Here is a 21,203-nt window from a genome sequence, read left to right on the forward strand (position 1 = left end):
ATGAGACACATCACGAAATTAATTTCTTCAATAACCCTAGCTTTGTCTTTAGCTACACTTTCGACTAGTGTTCAAGCAAATCTAGAAGACTATCGTGTAGCCACTTGGAACCTCCAAGGTTCTTCAGCAGCTAACGAGAATAAGTGGAACGTAAGTGTACGCCAACTTATTACAGGTAACGGCGCTGCCGATATCCTTGCGGTACAAGAAGCAGGAGTGCTACCAAGTAGTGCAATGATTACCGAGCGTGTAGTACAACCAGTTGCCGTAGGTATTCCTATCCATGAGTATACTTGGAACTTAGGTACAGCTTCTCGTCCAAACATAGTTTACATCTACTACTCACGTGTAGATGTAGGTGCTAACCGCGTAAACCTAGCAATTGTTAGTCGTATACGTGCTGACGAGGTGTTTGTTTTACCTCCACCGACAGTAGTTTCACGTCCAATTATTGGTATTCGCATAGGTAATGATGCTTTTTTTAATACTCATGCCTTAGCTAATCGTGGTATTGACTCTACTGCTATCGTACGTTCTGTGTTTGATTTCTTTAACAGAAGTACAACCATGCAAGGCGTGAATTGGATGATCATGGGTGACTTTAACCGTTCCCCATCGCAGTTACAAGCAAACCTTGAGATGTCTGAACCAGGAGTAGCACGTCACGTAAATATCATTGCTCCAACGACTCCAACTCAACAAAGTGGTGGTACTTTAGACTATGCTGTAGTTGGTAACTCTTTAACTTTTGGTGGTACGGCACTAATTGCTTCGATTCTTTTCGGACAAATTAAGAGTCAGTTACTTTCAGATCACAGACCAGTGGGTTTCTTTGCCCCACGTTAAGGAGATTCACATGTTTAAGTTAAAAGATCTTACCAGCACTATTGCCTCGTTCACAAGAGCTTCATTAGTAAGGACTCACATTGCTCTTTGTGCTGTTACTTTGAGTGGAATGGCTTTAAGTGGGATTGCTAAAGGAGAAACTAACTCTGAAGCAGGAGTAAATGCTCCAGGTTCAAGTTTAATCCTAGAGCAAACTCAAGTTAACCCATTAATTTCTTTACGTAGTTTAGCAACTGGAGTGCCTCTAAATAATCAGGTGCTAGCAGGTGATGATAAATACGTTTGGCAAATTAGTGAGGTTATGCCTCAAGGTAAAACTGCGGGGTTAACTCAGTTTAAAGTACCAGGAACAGCTCGTTGTCTTTACACTCTGCAAGGAAGAATAATCTCTGCGAACTGTGATCCTTTCGATAATGGTTCATTATGGCAAGTAATTCCTACCACTTTAGGAGGAGTACAGATTAAATCAGTTAGAGCACAAATGTGCTTAAGTGCTGGTACTAGTTACGATGATTTTACTCTGGCTCCTTGCCAAGAAGATGAACGTACTCTTGTGCCTCTAAAACTCTTATGGGTATTTGCACCAGCTGCGGTAAATGCAACTTTAGTGCCTCCTTTACCGATCAATGAGTAAAGTATGGTTGTTTTAGGGTTACTTTAACTTAGCTTAGATCTAGTGAATAGGGAGTTGATTTACTGTCAGCTGTTGATTTACTGCCTGCTATTGATTTACTGTCTAAGCGAAAGTGCCAGTAGTTGATAAACAAATTTCGTTAATTGAAAATTGAAAAAGACCACGCTAAGATAAAAGTTCTCTTTTATCTGCGTGGTCTTTTTTATTGGCTTGTTCTTAACAATTCCTTAGGTAAAGAGATCTATGCTAAAATAACTGTTTTTGGCCTAATGAGAGCAAAGTTCTAGAGTGGAGAGGTAGGTTATTATCTCCTTGAGATCTTTTTGAGATCTTTTCCTAGGTGGTCAAAAGTTTTTTCAATTTTGCTTATTTGTACGCTAATATTTGGTGAGAGATAAGAATATTTTGTCTAGAGTTTGGGTAGGTTTTGGAGAGTTGAGCTTTAGTCGGTAAAGACATCGGGAAAAAAGGTTCACTTTTTCTAAGCCAAAAATAAAATTTTCTTGTCTAAAGCTCTGTTATTTTTTACTGCTTGCTTAATATGATTTGTTTATGGGTAATTTACCCGTATAAAGATATATGAGGAAGTCTGTGACTTAAAAGCTGAGCAGGATACTTTTTTAAAGATATTTAATCTCATTAAAAGCCTAGATCTTTTCTAAGAAAATGGCGAAAATGCTGATATAAAAAGCAACAAATTGATAAAAAGTCAATTAAATTTAACGCGTTATATATATAATTATAGGTATAAAGTACAAGATAAAATAAGAATAAAAATAGTATGAGCAAATTAACTAAATTATTTAAGAATCCCTCTCTTTTCTTTAAAGATGCTGTAAAAAACTTAAATACTCGTTTACAGTCATCAAATAGCTCGACAAATGGCAAAGCTAGTGGTAAAGCAAAAAGCGCAAAAGCTAAAAAAGTAGCAGATACTTTTTTAACTCATAATCTTAATCCTTATAAAAATGTTAACTTTGTTGTTCATACAGGGGAAAACTGTGTGAGCGGAGCTGCACACTTAAGCCAATGGATTCCTTACCTTTGTCAATCTGGATATGACTTTATTGTTATGGTAAGAAATGTAGAGCTATTTAAATGGGTTGCAAAAGAATACCCATATATTAGTGTAGCTTATACTAAAAAGATCGATGATATTGAAAACCTTTTCAACAGTCTTCCTTACTTAAAAGCTGTACTTTACTTATCAAATACAGGAAACTTAATCCATAGTTTACGTTTCAACAAATACGAGCATATTTTCTTAGGGCACGGTGATAGTGATAAAACTTCAAGTGCACAAAAATTCTTCCGTGTTTATGACCAAATTTGGACAGCAGGTCAAGCGCATATTGATAGATTTGAAAACGCAGGCTTTAATATTTCTAATGTAGAATTTGTTAAAGTTGGTCGTCCTCAACTATTTAATGTGATTAAACAAACAGAAGCTCCTTGGACAGAACGTCCTAATAAGATTTTATACTTACCTACATGGGAAGGGGTGTTCGAAGAAACTAACTACTCATCAATTAACTTCTCTAAAGATATTATTGCGAGCATTACCAAGGAATTTAATGTTCCAGTTGTAACTAAATTCCACCCATCTTCAGGGATTAGAAATCCGTTATTAAAAAATATCTCAAGCGATGTAAGAGCAGTGTTATTAGATGAAGGTGTGGATACTTTAATTGTAGATAAAGATCTACCAGTTGAAGATATCACCATTAACTCAAACATCTTTATTTGTGATATTTCTGGAGTGGTATCAGAGTGTATTGCTGCTAACGGTCCAATCTTTGTTTTCGTTCCTCAAGATAGAGATATCAGAATTGCCCCTAGTAAGATGAGCTACGACTACTACGCTTATACTTTTAGTAATCTAGAAGAACTATTAGCACAGCTAAGAGAAGTGTTAAATGGTAATGACTATAAAGCAGAGCGTCGTGAAGAAGCGAGAAACTATTTAATCGGTAAAGAACAAACTTTAAACAGAGAGTTTTATAAAAAGTTAGAAGAGAGTGTGTCTGCTACTGATAAAAATTAGGCAATAAAAATTAGGAATAATTTATGTCAAAAAATGTAGGTGTGATTTTAGCGGGTGGCGTAGGTAGCCGCATGAAGCTAAATTATCCTAAACAATTCTCAAAAATTGCCGGAAGAACTGCTTTAGAACATACAATCCAAATTTTTGAAGATCATCAAGAGATTGACGAGATTGTAATTGTTGCCGAAGCTAATAGCTACGACAAAATTCAACAGCTAGTTATTCAAAGCAATTTCCATAAAGTAAGAAAAATTCTTTTTGGTGGTAAAGAAAGAACTGATTCAACTTTATCAGCAATTAGATCTCTAGAAAAAGAAAGCCCAGATACTAAAGTTATTATCCATGACGCAGTAAGACCCTTACTTGCGTCTGAGATAATTAGTAAATGTATTGAAGCTTTAGATACTTATAACGCTGTAGATGTTTGTATCCCAGCAACTGATACTATTGTAAAAGTTGATAATAACACAAAAACGATTAGTGAAATTCCTAAGCGTAGTGAGTATTATCAAGGGCAAACCCCTCAAGCTTTTAAACTGGGAACAATTATCAAAGCTTACGACATCTACCACAATACTCCAGGAATGGTAGCTACTTGTGATTGTGGCATAGTATTAAAAACTCTGCCAGAAGAAAAAGTTTATGTAGTTGAAGGTTCGGAAACTAACATTAAGTTAACTCGTCCAGTAGACCTTTTTATTGCCGATAAACTTTTCCAAAGTAGAAGTCAATTCTCTTTAAAAAACATTTCAAGTTTAGATAGTTTAGAAAGTTTACGTGACAAAGTTATTGTCGTTGTTGGCGGAAGCTATGGTATTGGTGCTGAAATCATTGCCCTAGCCCAAAAACTAAACTTAAATATCAAAACTTACAGTTTAAGTCGCTCTAATAATGTAAATGTAGCTGAACATGCTTCTCTAGAAAAAGCATTTAAAGAAATTTACAGCAAAGAAAAACGTATTGATTTTGTTATAAATACAGCTGCGTCTTTAGTGCACTGTGCTTTAAACAGCATGACTCCAGAAGAGATAGCGCAAAACATTAATGTGAACTTTACTGGAGTAGTAAATGTAGCAACAGCTGCTTATCCATATTTAGAAAAAACTAAAGGTGGTTTACTAAACTACACTTCGAGCTCATATACACGTGGACGTGCATTCTATTCTATTTATTCAGCTGCTAAAGCGGCAATTGTTAACTTTACTCAAGCAATTGCAGAAGAATGGGCTGATAAAGGAATTAAGATCAACTGTATTAATCCAGAGCGCACAAAAACCCCAATGCGCGTGCAAGCTTTTGGGTTAGAGCCAGAAGATAGTTTATTAGATCCGCAAGTAGTTGCTTTAGCTTCTCTATTTATTCTTGCAAGTGAAGAAAGTGGCAATATAGTTGATGTTGTTAAAGGCGATAAAGACTACATTGATCCCGCTTTAGAACAAATTAATGCATAAAAAAAGATGATTTATCTTTATTTAGATACAAAAATTGTCGGAGCAGCTAAGCAGATTGTTAACTTCTTTACCGATCAAGTATTAGATAAAGACAAAACTGTAGTGCTAGTTAAACGCTACAAACATAAAAGTAGTCGTTTAATTGAACAAATCTTTGTTCAGCACCAGATAATTTTTCGTTTCGTGAGCTATGACGAATTAGACCAATTAGAAGAAGGGGTAATACTTTACCCTTTTAACGCGCAATCAAATTGTCGTGCCGTAGCTAATAGACGTCTCAAGCATGTATTTATTACCCATGGGGAAAGTAATAAGATCTCTTCGGTAAAACCTATTTTACGTATCTATGATCATATTATTACCGCTGGACAATTAGGACTACAAAGATTAGTAGAGAGTAAGATTTTGAGCTCTTACGACCTTAGTCAACAGCGTGCCTTTACCATGGGTAATACTTTTATTGGGCAAACCCAATTAAAGCCTCGTGCAGATTTTGCTAGTCCTGAAGGAGATATTTGTTTTTACGCTCCAACTTGGGAAGGAGGAATTGCGAGAGAGAACTACTCAAGTTTGCAAGAGCCTGTAAAAGTAGCGACTACTTTAATTCAGGCTTGTAAGCTTTATGGCTTATCTAAAGTTGTAATGCAACCTCACCCTAACGCCGGTTTTAGGGTAAAAGAAATCCTGCTGGATTTTCTCACCCAAGTATACCCTCTGCTTAAAGCGCAAGGCATTGCGCTAGAAGTATACCTAAAGAACGTTGAGCTAGGATTTTGGCAAAAATTTAAGCTCAAACGTCTGGGCGTTAAGGTAATTAGTGAACTTAAGGGCTATCAGGCAAGAATTGCTTTTTGTGATTTATCGGCAATTGAAACGCAGTTGTTAAATGAAAATATCCCGCATTATCTCTTTTTCTACCAAGATAATCTTGCTTTGTTACCTCAAAGTCTACAACAGCAAGATTATCTCAATCACTTAATTATGCTAGACCAAGATGTGCGAGAGTTAAAAGCTTTCTCTGCGCAAGAGCTAGCATATTTCCACACATTGCAACAACTATATATCGATCCAAGCCTGCATCATTGCGCTAGCAAAGATCGTATTGCTTTTTTACTAACAAAGCTATATGGAGGCACTGACAATGAAAAAATTGATCACTCTAATTAGTTTACTACCAAGCTTGTTCTATGGCACCGAGGTGCTTGCTAACAACAATAACCCAGCAGTTGAAACCAATAGCCAAACAGTAACTACGCCTTTAACGCTAATGACGAGCCAAGAACAAACGGTACGTCAAGATAATTGGCAATTAAATTACCAGCTTTTACCAGAGGGCTCATATAAAGGAAATGTAGAGCAGTCTTTTGTTTTACTACCTGAAGAAAAGCTCGCTTTTTCTTTAAGACACTGTGGTAATGCTTACGGTTACTGCATTAGTAGATATGTGTTTAAACCAGGCTACTATGCCATTAATGGCATAGACGCAAGTAAGGGCTCATTTATCGTTGGTCACCAAGGACTTGCAGCTCAAACTGTTGATGGCAAAATCTGGTTATGGACATCGGCAGGTCGCCACTTTGGTAGTTATGGACGTAAGGCAATTAAGTTTGACTATAATGATATAGCCAATGCTAAAGCCTATACGCTCTTTGGTAAAGAGTTTAATAGTAAAGGAAGTGTAACTCCTGGAATTTCTGCAGACCAAAAGTATTTAATAGCTCGTGGTTATAAAGGTAAACGTTCGTACATTCGTATTTGGGATTTAGCTGCCATTAAAAAGACAGATATTTCCAAATCTTACTTAAAAGAGTTTTTAGTAGACGAAATTACTACAGATCCAGAATATCCTTTACAAGGGATTGCTAGTGATAGTAAGTACGTTTATTTATATTTAGGACTATCAAGTGTTGAGCACCCTCTATTACTACTGACTTATACCTTTGACGGGGAATTAGTTGGACGTGAGTTTATCACAGTAGGACGTGACTTGGCGATTCAGTACAACCATTACGAAGCTGAAGCTATTCAGGTAGTAGATGGTCGTCTCTATATCCAAGTTGTTACTGGGTTCACTAAAAAACGTATCAACTTAATCTACAGTCGTAGTTTAGAAGAACACTATCAAGGCTTAACCCAGCGCACCCAAAGTCCTGAATAATCTTGATAATAAGAGTATAATACGCAGGGAAACCTGCGTTTTATTTTTGAAGAGATTGATTTATGAATTTTGTATTTAACAAGACTAGCTTGGTATTAGTGAGCACTTTATTGCTATCATCTTGCTCTATTACCCCTAAATCAGGACCAACTACTGGCGAAGTAGTGAATGCAAGTGATTTGCCAATAACACTAATTGAAGTAGATAACCAAGTTGTAAACCAGCTTTTTACCGCAGAGCAACAACAAGCATTTAGCTCGTTTAAACAGCAAAGCGAAGTTTCTGGTAAAGTTGGAGCTGGTGATATTTTAAGTATTACTATTTGGGAAGCATCTCCAGCAATTCTTTTTGCTGATGCAAGTATCAATGCTAATGGTAATGGAGTTAAAACCGTTGCTCTGCCAGAACAAATGGTCGACAAAAATGGTTACTTAACGGTACCATTTGTAGGTAATTTAAAAGTAGCGGGGTTAACGCCTTTACAAATCCAGCGCGTAGTTACACAACGTTTAAGCAATATGGCTAACCAGCCACAAGTGCTTGTCCAAGTAAAATCAAATAACTCTGAAAATGTTACGGTTTTACGTCAAGGTAATAGTGTAAAAATGCCTTTAACCGCACATGGCGAAAGAGTACTTGATGCTGTTGCAGCTGTAGGTGGAGTAGATACTGAAGTGCAAAACATTTCGGTACAAATTACTCGTGGCAATGAAGTAAAAGCTATTTCCCTTGCGAGCTTAGTTAGCGATCCAAAACAAAATATTGCTTTACAACCTGGTGATGTGGTGTACTTAATGACTAACCCATTAAGCTTTACAGCTATGGGTGCAGTAGGGAAAAACCAAGAGGTTAATTTCTCTGCGCAAGGTTTAAACCTCGCTCAAGCTTTAGGTCGAGTTGAAGGTTTAGATGACAATCGTGCAGATCCACAAGGTCTATTTGTTTTCCGTTACTTAACTTTAGCTGACTTACCAGCTAAAGAACAACAAAGTTGGTTACAACAAGGGTATAACCTGCAAAGTTCAGTACCAACAGTTTATCGTATCAATTTAAAAAATCCGCAAGCGTTGTTCTGGTTACAAAAATTCCCAGTACACAACCAAGATATTATTTATATCTCTAATGCACCATTTGCTGAATTTACCAAATTTGTTCGTGCAATTTACTACGTAGTAAGCCCGGCAGTAAATACAGTGAGAGCGGTGCAAGACTAAGTGAGTTTTTTATGATAAAAAAATGGCTTAATCTAGCTGTCACTAGATTTAAAAAACTTAAGCCTCTTTTTGTATTTCTCGTTGTTTTACCAACAACGATTTCGGTAATCTACTTTGGAATTATTGCTTCCAAAGTGTATGTGTCAGAATCAACTTTTGTTGTTCGCTCTGCCAACAACCAAGCTACCATTAGCACTATGGGTTCTTTGTTGTCGAGTGTAGGGGTTAATAAATCAATTGACGATGCTTATAGTGTACAGAGCTACATTACTTCACGTGCTGCTTTACATACTTTAGAGGGTACCGTTGATGTAAGGGATTACTATAGCAAGCAAGGCGATTGGTTTAGTCGTTTTAACACCTTGCGTTTAAACAACAGTCAGGAAGCTTTCTACCAATACTTCCGTGAAAAAGTAAGTATTAGAGTAGATCCAGTTTCGGGTATTGCGACTTTACGTGTAAAAGCATATAAGCCTGAAGAAGGACAAGAGATTAACTCTCGCTTAATCTCAATTGCTGAAAACCGCGTAAATGAGTTAAATACTCGTGCGTTAAATGACGCTATTACCTTTGCTAAAAACAACGTTGAGCGTGCTCAAGAGTATTCGCTACAAACAGCCAAAGCTTTAATGGATTTTCGTATTGCCAACAAAATCTTTGATGTTAATGCGCAAACCCAAGCTTTACTACAACTAATCGAAAGTTTACAAGCTGATATTGTGAAAAACCAAGCACAAATTAGTCAGCTAAAAGCTTCAAGTCCTGATAGCTTACAAATTAAAACCCTTGAAAGTCGTAACCGTTCACTTGAACATGAAATTGAAGTGCAAATGCAAAAGATTGTCGGTGACGATTCTTCTTTAGTAGGGCAAAGCGTAGTTTATCAAAGACTAAGCCTAGAAAACTCTATGGCAGTTGAGCAACTAACAAGTGCGATTTCATCTTTACAAGCTGCTCAAGATGAAGCTATGCGTAAGCAGCTTTATCTTGAAGTAATTTCTCCAGCAAGTAATCCAGATGAAGCTGAATTACCTAATCGTTTCTATAACATTCTTGCAACCTTTATTATTGGTCTATTACTTTACGGTTTAACCAGTTTAATTATTGCAAGTGTAAGAGAACATAAAAATTAATTATGAACTATGGTAATAAAACTACTCTAGCGCAAAGCTTTGTCATTCAAGGTCGCGTGTTAAAAGCCCTGATTTTACGTGAAATAATTACTCGTTATGGACGTAAAAACATAGGTTTTATGTGGCTCTTTGTTGAACCTCTCATAATGACGCTGTTAATTGCGTTATTATGGGGTGAGTTGCGAGCTGGAAGTTTTTCCAATTTAAACATTATTGCCTTTACGATCACTGGTTACCCGCTAATGATGATGTGGCGTAATGCTGCTAATCGTGCAGTCGGTTCTATTGATGCTAATATCAGTTTGCTTTACCACCGTAATGTAAAAGTGGTAGATACAGTGTTAGCTCGTATGATCCTTGAGCTTTGTGGAGCGACAATTGCGCAAATAGTAATTATGGTTGCTCTAATCACTCTGGGGGTAATTGGCTATCCTGATGACATTTTCTACATGTTATTGGCATGGTTCTTAATGGCAATGTTTGCAATTGGTCTGGGATTAATTATTACTTCGATTGCAAATAAGTTTGAAGCTTTTGGTAAGATTTGGAGTACTTTTAGTTTTTTACTGATGCCACTGTCTGGGGTTTTCTTTTTCTTAAACTCAATTCCAGAGAACTTTAGAAGTTATTTATCTTGGTTACCAATGATTCATGGAACGGAAATGTTCCGTCATGGTTATTTTGGTGCGAGTGTAATAACTTTAGAAAATCCTTACTATCTGTTCTTTTGTGATTTAGTGATCTTAATGTTTGGTTTAGTAGCTATTAGAGTTATTAGTCGTAATATTAATCCTTAAACGAGGTGATTAGATGAGTGAAAAAGATTTAACTCCTCAAGTAGAGGAAAAAGTTATTGCTAAGAGTGAAGAAACTACTGAAGTAGCAGAAACAGCTAAAACTGCAGAAGCTTCTAAGACATCTGAAGAAACTACAGAGCTAGCAACTGTAACAACAGCTGCAACAACTGCGACAGTAGACAAGCAAAGCCAAACTGAACAAAAAGTTAAAGCAGAGAAAGATGAAGAACTTCAATTAGGTAAAGAAGCAAAGACTTCCGAGGACAAAGATAAGTCTAAAGAAGATAAAGACAAATCTAAACCTAAAGAAGATAAAGTCAAAGAGGATAAGGCTAAGTCCAAAGAAGACAAAGACAAGTCTAAACCTAAAGAAGAAAAAGACAAGTCTAAGGAAGATAAGGATAAGTCAAAATCCAAAGAAGACAAGGACACGTCTAAAGAAGACAAATCTAAACCTGTAGAAGAAAAAGATAAAGCAAAGGAAGAAAAAGACAAAACAAAAGCTGAAACAGCCAAAGCAAAAGAGGAAAAAGCTGTCTCTGCTGGAGAAATTTCAACAGTTGCTGAAGATCTTGATCCGCAAACTACACCAATGCTTAAAGTCTCGCATGTAAGTAAGAGTTATCGTACTCGTACTGGAACCAAGCAAATTCTTAAGGACGTTTCTTTCTCTTTAAAAAAAGGAGAAAAGATAGGTATCTTAGGAAGAAATGGTACAGGGAAATCGACTTTAATTCGTTTGCTCTCGGGAGTAGAAGCTCCTACTTCAGGAGAGATAGAACAAAGTATGAGCATTTCTTGGCCTTTAGCTTTTAGTGGGGCATTCCAAGGTAGTTTAACAGGGATGGATAATTTACGTTTTATCTGTCGTATCTACGGTAAAGATGTAGAGTATGTAAAAAACTTTACCGAAGAGTTTGCGGAACTAGGTGATTATCTCTATGAACCGGTTAAGTCTTACTCTTCAGGGATGAAAGCCCGTCTAGCCTTTGCTTTATCTTTGTCAATTGATTTTGACTGTTACCTTATCGATGAAGTGATTGCCGTAGGTGATTCAAACTTTGCAAAAAAATGTAAATATGAGCTGTTTGAAAAGCGTAAAGATCGTTCATTGATTCTGGTATCTCACAGCGCAAGCGCAATTAGACAATATTGTGATAATGCTTTAGTTCTTGATAAAGGTGAACTTCACAAGTTTGAAAATATTGATAAAGCTTATGATTACTACAACCAAATCATGAAGCAAAAATAATAAAAAGCAGAGCAAAGCTCTGCTTCTCTTTATTTAAGCCTCTTAAAATTTTGAAGTAGTGATAAACCTTAAGCCTCTTCAAAGTTTGTTTCGTGATAAATTTGAAGCTTATTAAAATTTTGAGAGGCAATAAACTTCATTTCTCACTGAGGAAGAGGACTAATAGTAAAAACTGTTTTACTGATAAGTTAGTTTTTATCTCCTTTGTCAGCTTATTAGCTATTCTCTCCGAGATAAAAGGGAATGCTTGGCAGGGTAAAGGCATAAGGTGGATTTAAAGTGGTAAAGAATTTTTTCACTGCATAATATTACCTTATCCTCTTTTCCCTGCTATAATTTGTTTTAATGCCAAAGCATTGCTTGGCTTAAAGAACACTCATTCGTTGAGAGTAACTTACTCCCACGTTTAAGATTACATATTGCTATACATTTATCTATTAGAAGATGTTAAAAAAAACTAAAAAGCTCTTAACTAAACCTAATATCTTTTTTAGGGATTATTTACTTAAGAAGTTTCCCATAAAAAATATTGAACAACCATTTGTTGAAAGTGAAGAGCCTCTTGTAGTAAACCTTAGTAGAAGGTTAGAAACCATTATTGAGAAGAACCTAGTTGAACAAACCAATGTAGATGTAGTGTTTACATGGGTAGATGGTAATGACTCATTTTGGAAAGATAAGTTTAGTTTATATTCAGGTGTAAGTATTAATGCACCGGCACTATTTGCTGCTGATCAAGCTCGTTTTGAAGATCATAACGAAATCTATTTTTCAGTGCAAAGTGTTTTAAAATTCTTACCTTGGGTGAGAAAGATTTTTATTGTTACAGATGGGCAAATACCAAGTTGGTACAATAGCTCATATCCTTATAAAGATAAGGTAGTACTTGTGGATCATCAGGATATTATTCCTACCCAATATCTGCCAACCTTTAATTCGCATGTAATTGAAGCTTTTTTATATAAGATCCCAGATCTCAATGAAAACTTTATCTATTTTAACGATGATGTTTTTGTTGCTCGTGAACTTAACAAGTCTCACTTTTTCCAGCCAAATGGTTTAGCTTCACTTTTTCTGACTGATAAAAGTTTAAAACAGATGCGTGCTCGTGGGAAACTCACAGCTACGCTTGAAGCTTCATACAATAGCTTACAACTTTTACAAGGGGACTACGAGATCAGTATTGACTCCCCAACTGTACATACTTATTTCCCATTAAAAAAGAGTATGTATGAGTTAGCTTGGCAAAAATATGGTGATGAGATTAGAAAGTTTCTCCCAGCAAAAATTAGATCCAAACAAGATCTCAATATGGCTACTTTCTTAGTACCTTGGTTAATGTATTTAGAGGGCAAAGCGAGTATTGGTTTTGATGCGTGTTACTATTTTAATATCCGCTCAAACCATAGTTTGTTTATTTATCAAAAACTCCTCAATGGTAAACGTACAGGGATTTTACCACACTCATTTTGTGCTAATGATTTTCATAGTAAAGAAGAAATCCCGAACTATAGAGAGAACTTGCTCGCGATGTTAAAGAAATTCTATCATAAAGATTAAGATGGTTAAACTGAGAAAAAAATTTAGAAAACTTCTAAGAGATCCCAAGCTCTTTCTTAGTGACGCATGGCAAAAGCATTCGAGACAATTGTTAAAACTTTTGCCATACAAAGCAAGAGGTAAGTACAAGTACTCTCTAGTCGTTGCTTGTTACAATGTTGAAAAGTATTTAGATAGCTTTTTTACAAGCCTCAAAGAGCAAAGACTGGACTTTAAACGTCATCTCCAAGTTATTTGTGTTGACGATGGCTCTACTGATAACACTGCCAGTATTATTCAAAAGTGGAGCAAACTCTACCCAAAAAACATTTTTTACTACCATAAAGAAAATGGGGGAGTAGCTTCTGCGCGTAATCTAGGGATCGAGCAAGTAATCCATCCTTTTGTTACCTTTGCTGATCCTGATGACTTTTTTCATCCAAATTACTTTAAATGTGTGGATGATTACTTACGTACTCACAGTAATACCGCGTTAGTGGTTAACAACCTTCATTTTTTCTATGAAAAAGATGGGATTACCAGTGACAGCCACCCTTTAAAGTTTCGTTTTAAAGAAGCAGTAAGTGAGTTTAGGGGGCATGAGCTAGATAACTTTTTTACTATGGGAGTAAACACTGGAGTTTTTGCAAGTAGGATCATTAAAGAAGAAAAACTACAGTTTGATCCTCGCGTTAAACCAACGTTTGAAGATAGTAAGTTTGTTGGAGAGTTTTTACTTCACTGTACAAATGATGATAAAGTAGCGTTCTTACGTGACGCTATTTATTTTTATCGTAAAAGAGCTGACGGTAGTTCACTTATTGACACAACTTGGACAAAGAAAGAGAAGTTTGGTGACTGTTTAGAGTTTGGTGATTTAGCTTTGTTACAAACCTACCAAGACAAACTTGGCTATGTCCCTAAGTTTGTTCAGCGTATGGTACTTTACAACCTCTCTTGGTTTTTTAAAGCGCTGTATAACTCTGATGAAAGAGTAAAGTTTCTTAGTCAAGCAGAAAAAGAGAGAAGCTTGTCTTTGTTAGAGCAGATCTTTACTTACATAGACTATCAAACGATTGTTAGTTTTGAAATTAACAATCTCTTTTACTTTTTCAAAAGTGGTATTCTTGGGAAGTTTAAGCAAGCGCAGTTACCGCAAACTTATGTTTATGTAGAAAAAGTAGATCGTGCCAAAGAGCAATTGCAACTAACTTACTTTACTTACTTTCCGCAAGAGCAAGTTAGCTTTAGTTTTTGCCAGCAAGAGCAAAGAACGGTTTTACCATTACACAGTAAAACTGTAACGCATATGTTGCTCGATCAACCTTTTGTCTATGAAAAGCGTTTTTGGTTACCTTATGCGCAATTGGAGCAAGCGGTAGGAGAGCCAAAAGAGCCAAAAGAGCAAAAAGAGCTTAAAAGCGAATTAGCTCATGCTAGTAGACAAGAGCAGATCCAAGAGCAGATCCAAGAGCAAGAGTTACAAGTTACGGTTAATGGTAAACCTGCTGTGCTAGTTATTAAAGGTAAGCATTACCATGCTCTAGTAACAGTGCAAGAGATTTTAACGGAATTAAAACCACATGCGCGTTATGCTAATAAAGACATTTGGATCTTTATTGATCGTCACAGTAATGCTGATGATAATGCAGAACATCTTTGTCGTTATGTAAAAGAGCATCATCGAGAGCAAGAGTACTACTTTGCTTTAGAAAAAGATACTCCAGATTGGCAGAGATTAGAAGCAGAGGGTTTTAACCTCTTGGCTTTTGGTTCAAATGCTTTTAAACAAAAATTAGCGCAAGCGGACAAGATAATAAGTAGTAACATTGATGGTTACATTAGTGATTACTTTGGGGATAACTACAACTTAAGTAAAAAACTTGTATTCTTACAGCACGGGGTAACCCATAATAACTTGTCCAAGTGGCTCAATAGCAAGAAAGGGATTGCTTGTATAACTGCAGCTACACCTGCCGAGTATGATTACTTAGTTAAAGACTATGGACGCTTTTTCTTTACAGACAAAGAAGTCAAACTTACAGGTTTTCCTCGTCATGATAGTCTGCTTAAAGGTAATCAAAGAGGCAAGAAAACTATTTTAATTATGCCAACTTGGCGTCAAAAAATAGTTGGTACCAGCTTTAAAGGTAGACAAGAACGTACGGTAAACCAAGAGTTTGCGCAAAGTCAATTTGCGCAATGCTGGCGTAACTTCTTGCATAGCAAGCAGTTAAAAGAGTTAGCTGTAGACCAAGGATACAAAGTTATTTTTGCTCCGCATATCAATATTGCACCTTACTTGGAAGAGTTTGCTTTACCGGAGTATATCCAAGCTTGGGATATTCGTACCAGTAAGGTTAAAATCCAGCAACTGATGCAAGAAGCACAGATTTTAATCACAGACTATTCTTCGGTAGCATTTGATTTTGCTTTACTAGAAAAACCGGTGCTTTACTATCAATTTGATCAAGAAGAATTCTTTAGTGGCTTGCATTTAAGCGCGGGGTATTTTTCTTATGAAAAGGATGGTTTTGGACCAGTGGTTTATAATCTTGAGCAACTCTTACAAGAGTTACAAGCAACCATAGCTAGAGGTGGAGAAGTTGAAGAAGTTTATGCTAGTCGCATAGAAGAGACTTTTCCGTTTAGGGATGGGCGATGTTGTGAGAGAGTGTATCAAGTGGTAAAAGAGCTTGATCACAATGTCTATTAAATATTGTAAAATCCTTCATGCTAATAAGCGTGAAGGATTTTACAATATTTTTTTATATGATTTGATTGATAGTTTAGCCGTTACCCCGAAGGTTCAGCAGTAATGTAAAACAATCTTTCGTATTTTGTATAATCTTCGGTAAAAATTATTAACTAAAATTAGTTACTATATGCAAGCTTTCTTAAGGTATCGTAAGCTCTTAATTGATCAGAGTCCGCACCAGAGTGATTAAAATAAGTTAGTACTCTTCTTGCATGCCCATAATTTGAGCGATCAACATATCTCATTGCTAAAACTAGAACAGCTTTATTTCTTGTATAAGCATCTAAAGAATAGTCACGCATCATTGATTCTAGTTCAGAATCTGATAGACTAACCTTTTGAATATTATTTTGATAGGTGTCTGATGTTGTTTTGCCAATAGCTGGTTTGATAGTATATGTATTTAAAGATAAGGAACTATCGAGTTTCGCAGTGGCTAAACTAACAGAAGCTAAAGTTACTAATGTAACTAATAAAACTTTTTTGAAAATATTCATATATAGGGATTCCCGAAATTGATCATTTTCTTCTAAATAAATTACTAAATAACATTAGGTTACCTCGATTTCTAGCAGGGCAGACTGCCCTGCTAGAAATCGATTGTTGACTTAATGTAAAAGTAAGAAATTTAATGATCTTTAATCATTAGCTTCTTCTTTGTTCGGGAATCCCTACATATAGTGAAAAAAATTAAAGTTTTTTAAACTTAAAGTAGTGTGAACACAGTGGATATTTTTAATTTGATATAGCTGAAATAATTAATGCGCGAGATAGAATAGAGCAGATATTGTTATAGGTCCATAATCTATTTGAAATAAAATGATGGGAAATATAGAAAATTAAATAATGAACGTGAAAAATTAAGCTATTTTTGTTTGTTGAGTTTTAAGAGAATAATGTTGAGCGATAAAATACTTTACTTAAAAAGTGTTAAGTACTTACCCATATAAAAATATATTGCTGGTTATTAATACTCTAGGTTTTAAAAGCAAATGCCTTTAAAAGTTTCCTCTTTCTGTAGTAATGCTTGTCTTTTATTCTAAAATCCCCTCAACATATTGGTCGAGGGGGATAAACCGTTTTGGTTATTTAAAATATGAAAGCATATAACTTATTTAATTTAATTCTAATTTATGAGTTTTTTCGTACACTATCTGTCTTAAATTAATATAATTATTTATTAATGATATTAAAAGTTAAATATTTGTGAGTGAATAAGATAAACGGTAAATTAGGTTTAATAGAGGAGTTGTCAATATAGGTATTTTTATAGTGAAAGTTGTTAATAGTCAGCTAAAAACTTTTTTAAGATATTGTAAGTTTCTACTTGACTAGGAGTAGCAGAGTAAGGATTAAAAGAACTCAATGTATATTTTGCTTGTGAATAATTTGAACGATCAATATATCTTATAGTTAAAAGTAATACCGCAGCACTTCTTACATTGCCACTCTGAGAGTAGTCGTTAATTACCTGCTGTAATTGACTATCTGATAGACTTCCTAAAGTAACTTGTTGATTCTGAGAACTACCAATAACAGGCTCCCAGTGAAACTTATCAAATTTAGCTGTCGCTAAATTAACAGAAGCCAATGATATCAATGTAGCTAATAAAACTTTTTTAAAAAGATTCATATCATTTTTCCTTAACTAAAAAGTTAAAACGCGTTTTAAAACATAAAATAAGCAACCATTTTGTACAAATAATTTGTACAAATAAGTAACTCAATATCTTATTTATAATTACCCTATAAAAACGGAGAATGTAAACTTCTATTTTTATTTTTATGCCAGGAATAAAACTATTCTTCAAATAGTCTTAGTTTACTATATAAACTTGGAACTTTATTTTTCCATGTAACAAAATCACTTTCTCTAAATTCAGAATTTAAGAAAGTACCTTGAGCATATTTAACAGAAGATAAGTTCCAGTCATTAAGATTAGTTGAAAAATGAGTAAATGCAAACATATAGTTGAGAATTACGGCATTAGAAACATTCCATTGGCTTAAATCAGAGTAAAAATTATAGGCCCATGCAAATGTGGCAAAGAAGCTTCGCACATTAGATACTTTCCATTTACTTAAATCTGAAGTAAATTTTTCTGCTAAAGCAAAAGTAAATCTCATATTAGTAACATTAGAAACGTCCCAATTACTTAAATCAGAATTGAACTCTCTAGCTTGAAAAAATGTGTAGTTAAGATCTTCAACATTAGATACATTCCATTTGCTTAAATCACCGGCAAATGATTTTGCTCCTGCAAATGTTGAATTCAAACTAGTAACCCTCTCTGTATTCCAATTTGAAATGTCAGAGTTGAAATTTATTGCTAGCATAAAGGCACCATGCATATTTGTAACGTTGGAGGTGTTCCAGTTGCTAATATTAAAATCAACTAAGGAGCAGGCAAAAGTGTACCCTAAGGTTGTTACATTTCTAGTGTCCCAACGAGAAATGTCAATATTGTAGCTAAATGGAGATTTACATACTGAATAGTTAGAGTCAATTTGAACCACATTTAGATTTTTAAAATCTTCTTCTTTGAACTTATCTTTTTCAATTACATCAAATTCACCAGAAAAAACATGATTTAGATCTTTGATCTGTGAGACATCTATAAAATTTAGATCAATTCTATCTCTTAGTTTATTGTAATCTAGGTAATCAGATATAAACAGCTTAAGATCGCTTGATTTAGTAAAGATAAATTTTTCTTTCACCTTGCTAAGATCTTTACCATAAAGTTCACCCAATTGTTCTCTGCTATAAATGGGATTTATAAAAGTTTTAGGCTTACTCTTTTCAAAATGTTTATATACAAAGTAACTTCCGATTGATAAAGTTACAGTAATAAAAGTACTGGTAAGTATTGTTTTTAGTTTTTTTGACATAGGATTATTACTATAATTAGGTAACCTCAAGATGAGAGAACGAAATAATTAATGTAGAAATTTTAATTTATTAAAAAATAAAACCTATCTTCTAGTAATTCTTCGTAAAGTTTTGGTGAAATTTTATCCTTTAATTTATAGAAATACTTTTCGTCTGCCATGGTATTTCTAAGCATTCCAGTTACGCTTTTTATAGAAATAAGATTCCAATTATTTAAATATACAGAGAAACCTATTTGTCCAGCAAACATAAAATCAGAATGTTCTAATTTAGATACGTTCCAGTCTCTTAAATTAGCATATGTAGCGAGCGTCCCTGCAAACATAAAAGACATATTGGTAACATTACCCACATCCCAATACGTAATTTCATAAGGAGCCATTTCGTTTCCTAAAAAAGTTCCCTTCATTTCTTTAACACCAGATACATCCCATTGACTTACATCAATATCAAAATTTCCACATGCAAAAGTTCCGTTTAATTTTTCTATCTTGCTTAGTTTCCATGTACTAATACTTATTTTGTGTATCTTGTCTACAGTATTATTACAGTTAAAGTAACCTAAACCCTTGTAGTAAGTGTACTTATATTGTTCATTACTGGGAAGAAGTTCATATTCTTCTTTAGATATATAATTATTTTCTCCAGAAAAAACGTAGTTTAGATCTGTTAATTTAGAAATGTCAATAAAATTTAGGTCAAGTCTAGCCTTTTCGTTATCATGGTATTTAACGTAGGAATCTATGAATTTTTTTAATGATTTGCTGTTAGTAAAAACAAATTTTTTACCTTCGTAAGCAAGATTTTTTCCATATAATTCACCTAGAGAAGAATCGTAGGTTACATCTGTATAAACATTGCTAATGTTGTCGTAGGCATACAATCCACCAACTGATAAAGCTAATGAAATTGCTATAGTTGTTGCTATAGTTTTTGTTGTCATGTGTGTATTTAGATAGTTAATGAGTGTTTTAGTTTTATGGTTGAGCAGTTTAAGTCTACTTAAAAGTTATATATAACGATATGTGATTACTTGTAAGTTTTGAGCAACATTTATAAAGAGACTTTATAAAATCTTTTTAAGGAGCTATCTATATGTGGAGAATGTAATCAATTTTTTTAAAATAAGACAAATTCATGAGTTAAAAACTTACAAATGTAAGCTTAGATTTTTGTTGCACATTTATGGAGACAGTTCATGCACACCTAATAGAACCGCTCCCTAAAAAAATTAGAGGTAAGTAATTCCTACATTTAATAGGTTAATTCAGCGTCTAACTCCAAAATTATTCAACTATAAACATATATAAATAATTTAAAATGATAGTTGTCGTCTAAAAAAGTATCCAATCTACCTATCGTTTTTTAGGGTTAGCTTCATATTTATATAAATCATCTTCTGAATAGTTTTTATTAAATTCTAGCTTATTGTATAAGCTTGGAATTTTATTTTTCCAATTATATATATCAAATTCTCGAAATTGGGAATTGAAGAATGTTTTCTCAGCATATTCAACAGAGGATAGATTCCAAAAATTTAAGTCAGTTCTGAAGTTAGTAAATGCAAACATCCAGCTAATAGTATAAGCTTTAGAAGTATTCCATAGACTTAAATTAGAGTAAAAACTAGAAGCGCCATAAAATGTAGCTAAGAAACTTCTTACATTGGATACGTTCCATCTGCTAAGGTCAGAAGTAAATTTTTCAGCAATAGCAAAAGTAAATTTCATATTTTTAACGTTAGAAACATTCCAATTGCTTAGGTCAGAATTGAATACTGTTGCCATGAAAAATGTATAATCAAGATATTCAACATTTGATACATCCCATTTACTTAGGTCACCAGCAAATGATCTTGCTCCGGCAAAAGCTGAAAATAGATCTGTGACTTTACTTGTATTCCAATTTGAAATGTCTCCATTAAATTTAAGAGCTAACATGAAAGTACCTTGCATATTTGTAACTTGAGATGTATTCCATTTGCTAATACCAAAATCAACAGATGAGCATGCAAAGGTACTTCTTAGGTCAGTTACATTACTAGTATCCCAACGGGAGATATCAACTTTATGATTGAATGTAGATTTACATACTGAATACTTATCTCCATTTTTAATTTTTGGTAAATCTTGAAGACCTTCTTTTTTTAATTCCTCTTCAGTGAAACCAGAGACATCTCCTGAAAATACGAAATTTAAATCTTTAATATTTGATATATCTATAAAGTTTAGATCTACTACCTGTCTTAATTTATTGTCTTCTAAGTATTGTTTAATAAAGGATTTGAGGGCTTGAGAGTTAGTAAAGACAAATTTTTCTTTAGCTTGGCTAAGGTTTGTACCATACAGCTCACCTATTTGTTCTTTGCTATAGATCGGGTTTATAAAAGTTTTAGGTTTATTTTTGTAAGCAAAATAACTTCCGATTGATAAAGTAGCAGTAATTAAAGCGCTAGCAATAATAGTTTTTAAATTGTAGGACATA

The 21,203-nt window shown here is 34.4% G+C and carries 17 protein-coding genes; 12 read left to right on the forward strand and 5 right to left on the reverse strand.

Features of this window, described 5'->3' with window-relative positions; genetic code table 11:
* The 12 genes from CKF54_RS04020 to CKF54_RS04075 all read left to right on the forward strand — a co-directional run bounded on the left by CKF54_RS04020 (window position 1) and on the right by CKF54_RS04075 (window position 15,784).
* Complete coding sequence (locus tag CKF54_RS04020; protein ID WP_119525018.1) at window positions 1-846, forward strand: cytolethal distending toxin subunit B family protein; 846 nt, start codon at window positions 1-3, stop codon at window positions 844-846.
* 10 nt (window positions 847-856) lie between these two features.
* Window positions 857-1,480 (forward strand): hypothetical protein, encoded by a 624-nt coding sequence (locus CKF54_RS04025; RefSeq protein WP_119525019.1) that lies wholly within the window; start codon window positions 857-859, stop codon window positions 1,478-1,480.
* A gap of 781 nt (window positions 1,481-2,261) precedes the next feature.
* Window positions 2,262-3,524 (forward strand): CDP-glycerol glycerophosphotransferase family protein, encoded by a 1,263-nt coding sequence (locus CKF54_RS04030; protein ID WP_119525021.1) that lies wholly within the window; start codon window positions 2,262-2,264, stop codon window positions 3,522-3,524.
* Window positions 3,525-3,547: 23 nt separating this feature from the next.
* Window positions 3,548-4,975: a bifunctional cytidylyltransferase/SDR family oxidoreductase gene (locus CKF54_RS04035; RefSeq protein ID WP_119525023.1), complete on the forward strand. Its 1,428-nt coding sequence runs from the start codon at window positions 3,548-3,550 to the stop codon at window positions 4,973-4,975.
* 6 nt (window positions 4,976-4,981) lie between these two features.
* Window positions 4,982-6,142 (forward strand): CDP-glycerol glycerophosphotransferase, encoded by a 1,161-nt coding sequence (locus tag CKF54_RS04040; protein WP_119525025.1) that lies wholly within the window; start codon window positions 4,982-4,984, stop codon window positions 6,140-6,142.
* Window positions 6,117-7,133 carry a hypothetical protein gene (locus CKF54_RS04045; RefSeq protein WP_119525027.1) on the forward strand — a complete coding sequence of 339 codons (1,017 nt, stop codon included), beginning with the start codon at window positions 6,117-6,119 and terminating at the stop codon, window positions 7,131-7,133. Before CKF54_RS04040 ends, CKF54_RS04045 begins: the two co-directional genes overlap by 26 nt.
* 62 nt (window positions 7,134-7,195) lie before the next feature.
* A complete protein-coding gene (locus tag CKF54_RS04050) occupies window positions 7,196-8,347 on the forward strand; it encodes a polysaccharide biosynthesis/export family protein (protein ID WP_119525029.1) in 1,152 nt (383 codons plus the stop codon).
* A gap of 140 nt (window positions 8,348-8,487) precedes the next feature.
* A complete protein-coding gene (locus tag CKF54_RS04055; protein ID WP_262407808.1) occupies window positions 8,488-9,480 on the forward strand; it encodes a capsule biosynthesis protein in 993 nt (330 codons plus the stop codon).
* 2 nt (window positions 9,481-9,482) lie between these two features.
* Complete coding sequence (locus CKF54_RS04060; protein WP_119525033.1) at window positions 9,483-10,277, forward strand: ABC transporter permease; 795 nt, start codon at window positions 9,483-9,485, stop codon at window positions 10,275-10,277.
* A 592-nt stretch (window positions 10,278-10,869) separates the two neighbouring features.
* On the forward strand, window positions 10,870-11,529 hold the full coding sequence (locus CKF54_RS04065; RefSeq protein WP_119525063.1) for an ABC transporter ATP-binding protein: 660 nt from the start codon (window positions 10,870-10,872) through the stop codon (window positions 11,527-11,529).
* A gap of 444 nt (window positions 11,530-11,973) precedes the next feature.
* Window positions 11,974-13,089: a stealth conserved region 3 domain-containing protein gene (locus CKF54_RS04070; RefSeq protein ID WP_119525035.1), complete on the forward strand. Its 1,116-nt coding sequence runs from the start codon at window positions 11,974-11,976 to the stop codon at window positions 13,087-13,089.
* A gap of 88 nt (window positions 13,090-13,177) precedes the next feature.
* Window positions 13,178-15,784, forward strand: a complete 2,607-nt coding sequence (locus tag CKF54_RS04075; protein WP_222987506.1) for a CDP-glycerol glycerophosphotransferase family protein — start codon at window positions 13,178-13,180, stop codon at window positions 15,782-15,784.
* Window positions 15,785-15,942: 158 nt separating this feature from the next.
* Here CKF54_RS04075 and CKF54_RS04080 read toward each other — a convergent pair whose 3' ends face one another.
* The 5 genes from CKF54_RS04080 to CKF54_RS04100 all read right to left on the reverse strand — a co-directional run bounded on the left by CKF54_RS04080 (window position 15,943) and on the right by CKF54_RS04100 (window position 21,202).
* On the reverse strand, window positions 15,943-16,323 hold the full coding sequence (locus CKF54_RS04080) for a hypothetical protein (protein ID WP_119525038.1): 381 nt from the start codon (window positions 16,321-16,323) through the stop codon (window positions 15,943-15,945).
* Window positions 16,324-17,108: 785 nt separating this feature from the next.
* Complete coding sequence (locus CKF54_RS04085; protein WP_119525040.1) at window positions 17,109-17,459, reverse strand: hypothetical protein; 351 nt, start codon at window positions 17,457-17,459, stop codon at window positions 17,109-17,111.
* Window positions 17,460-17,626: 167 nt separating this feature from the next.
* Window positions 17,627-18,580: a BspA family leucine-rich repeat surface protein gene (locus tag CKF54_RS04090; protein WP_222987507.1), complete on the reverse strand. Its 954-nt coding sequence runs from the start codon at window positions 18,578-18,580 to the stop codon at window positions 17,627-17,629.
* A gap of 200 nt (window positions 18,581-18,780) precedes the next feature.
* The gene (locus CKF54_RS04095) at window positions 18,781-19,662 is read right to left on the reverse strand and encodes a BspA family leucine-rich repeat surface protein (RefSeq protein ID WP_119525044.1); all 882 of its coding nucleotides are present in this window, start codon (window positions 19,660-19,662) and stop codon (window positions 18,781-18,783) included.
* Window positions 19,663-20,074: 412 nt separating this feature from the next.
* Window positions 20,075-21,202: a BspA family leucine-rich repeat surface protein gene (locus tag CKF54_RS04100; protein ID WP_119525045.1), complete on the reverse strand. Its 1,128-nt coding sequence runs from the start codon at window positions 21,200-21,202 to the stop codon at window positions 20,075-20,077.
* Window position 21,203: the final 1 nt, after the last annotated feature.

Origin of the sequence: Psittacicella hinzii (assembly GCF_003585885.1) — a bacterium.
Taxonomy (GTDB): domain Bacteria; phylum Pseudomonadota; class Gammaproteobacteria; order Enterobacterales; family Psittacicellaceae; genus Psittacicella.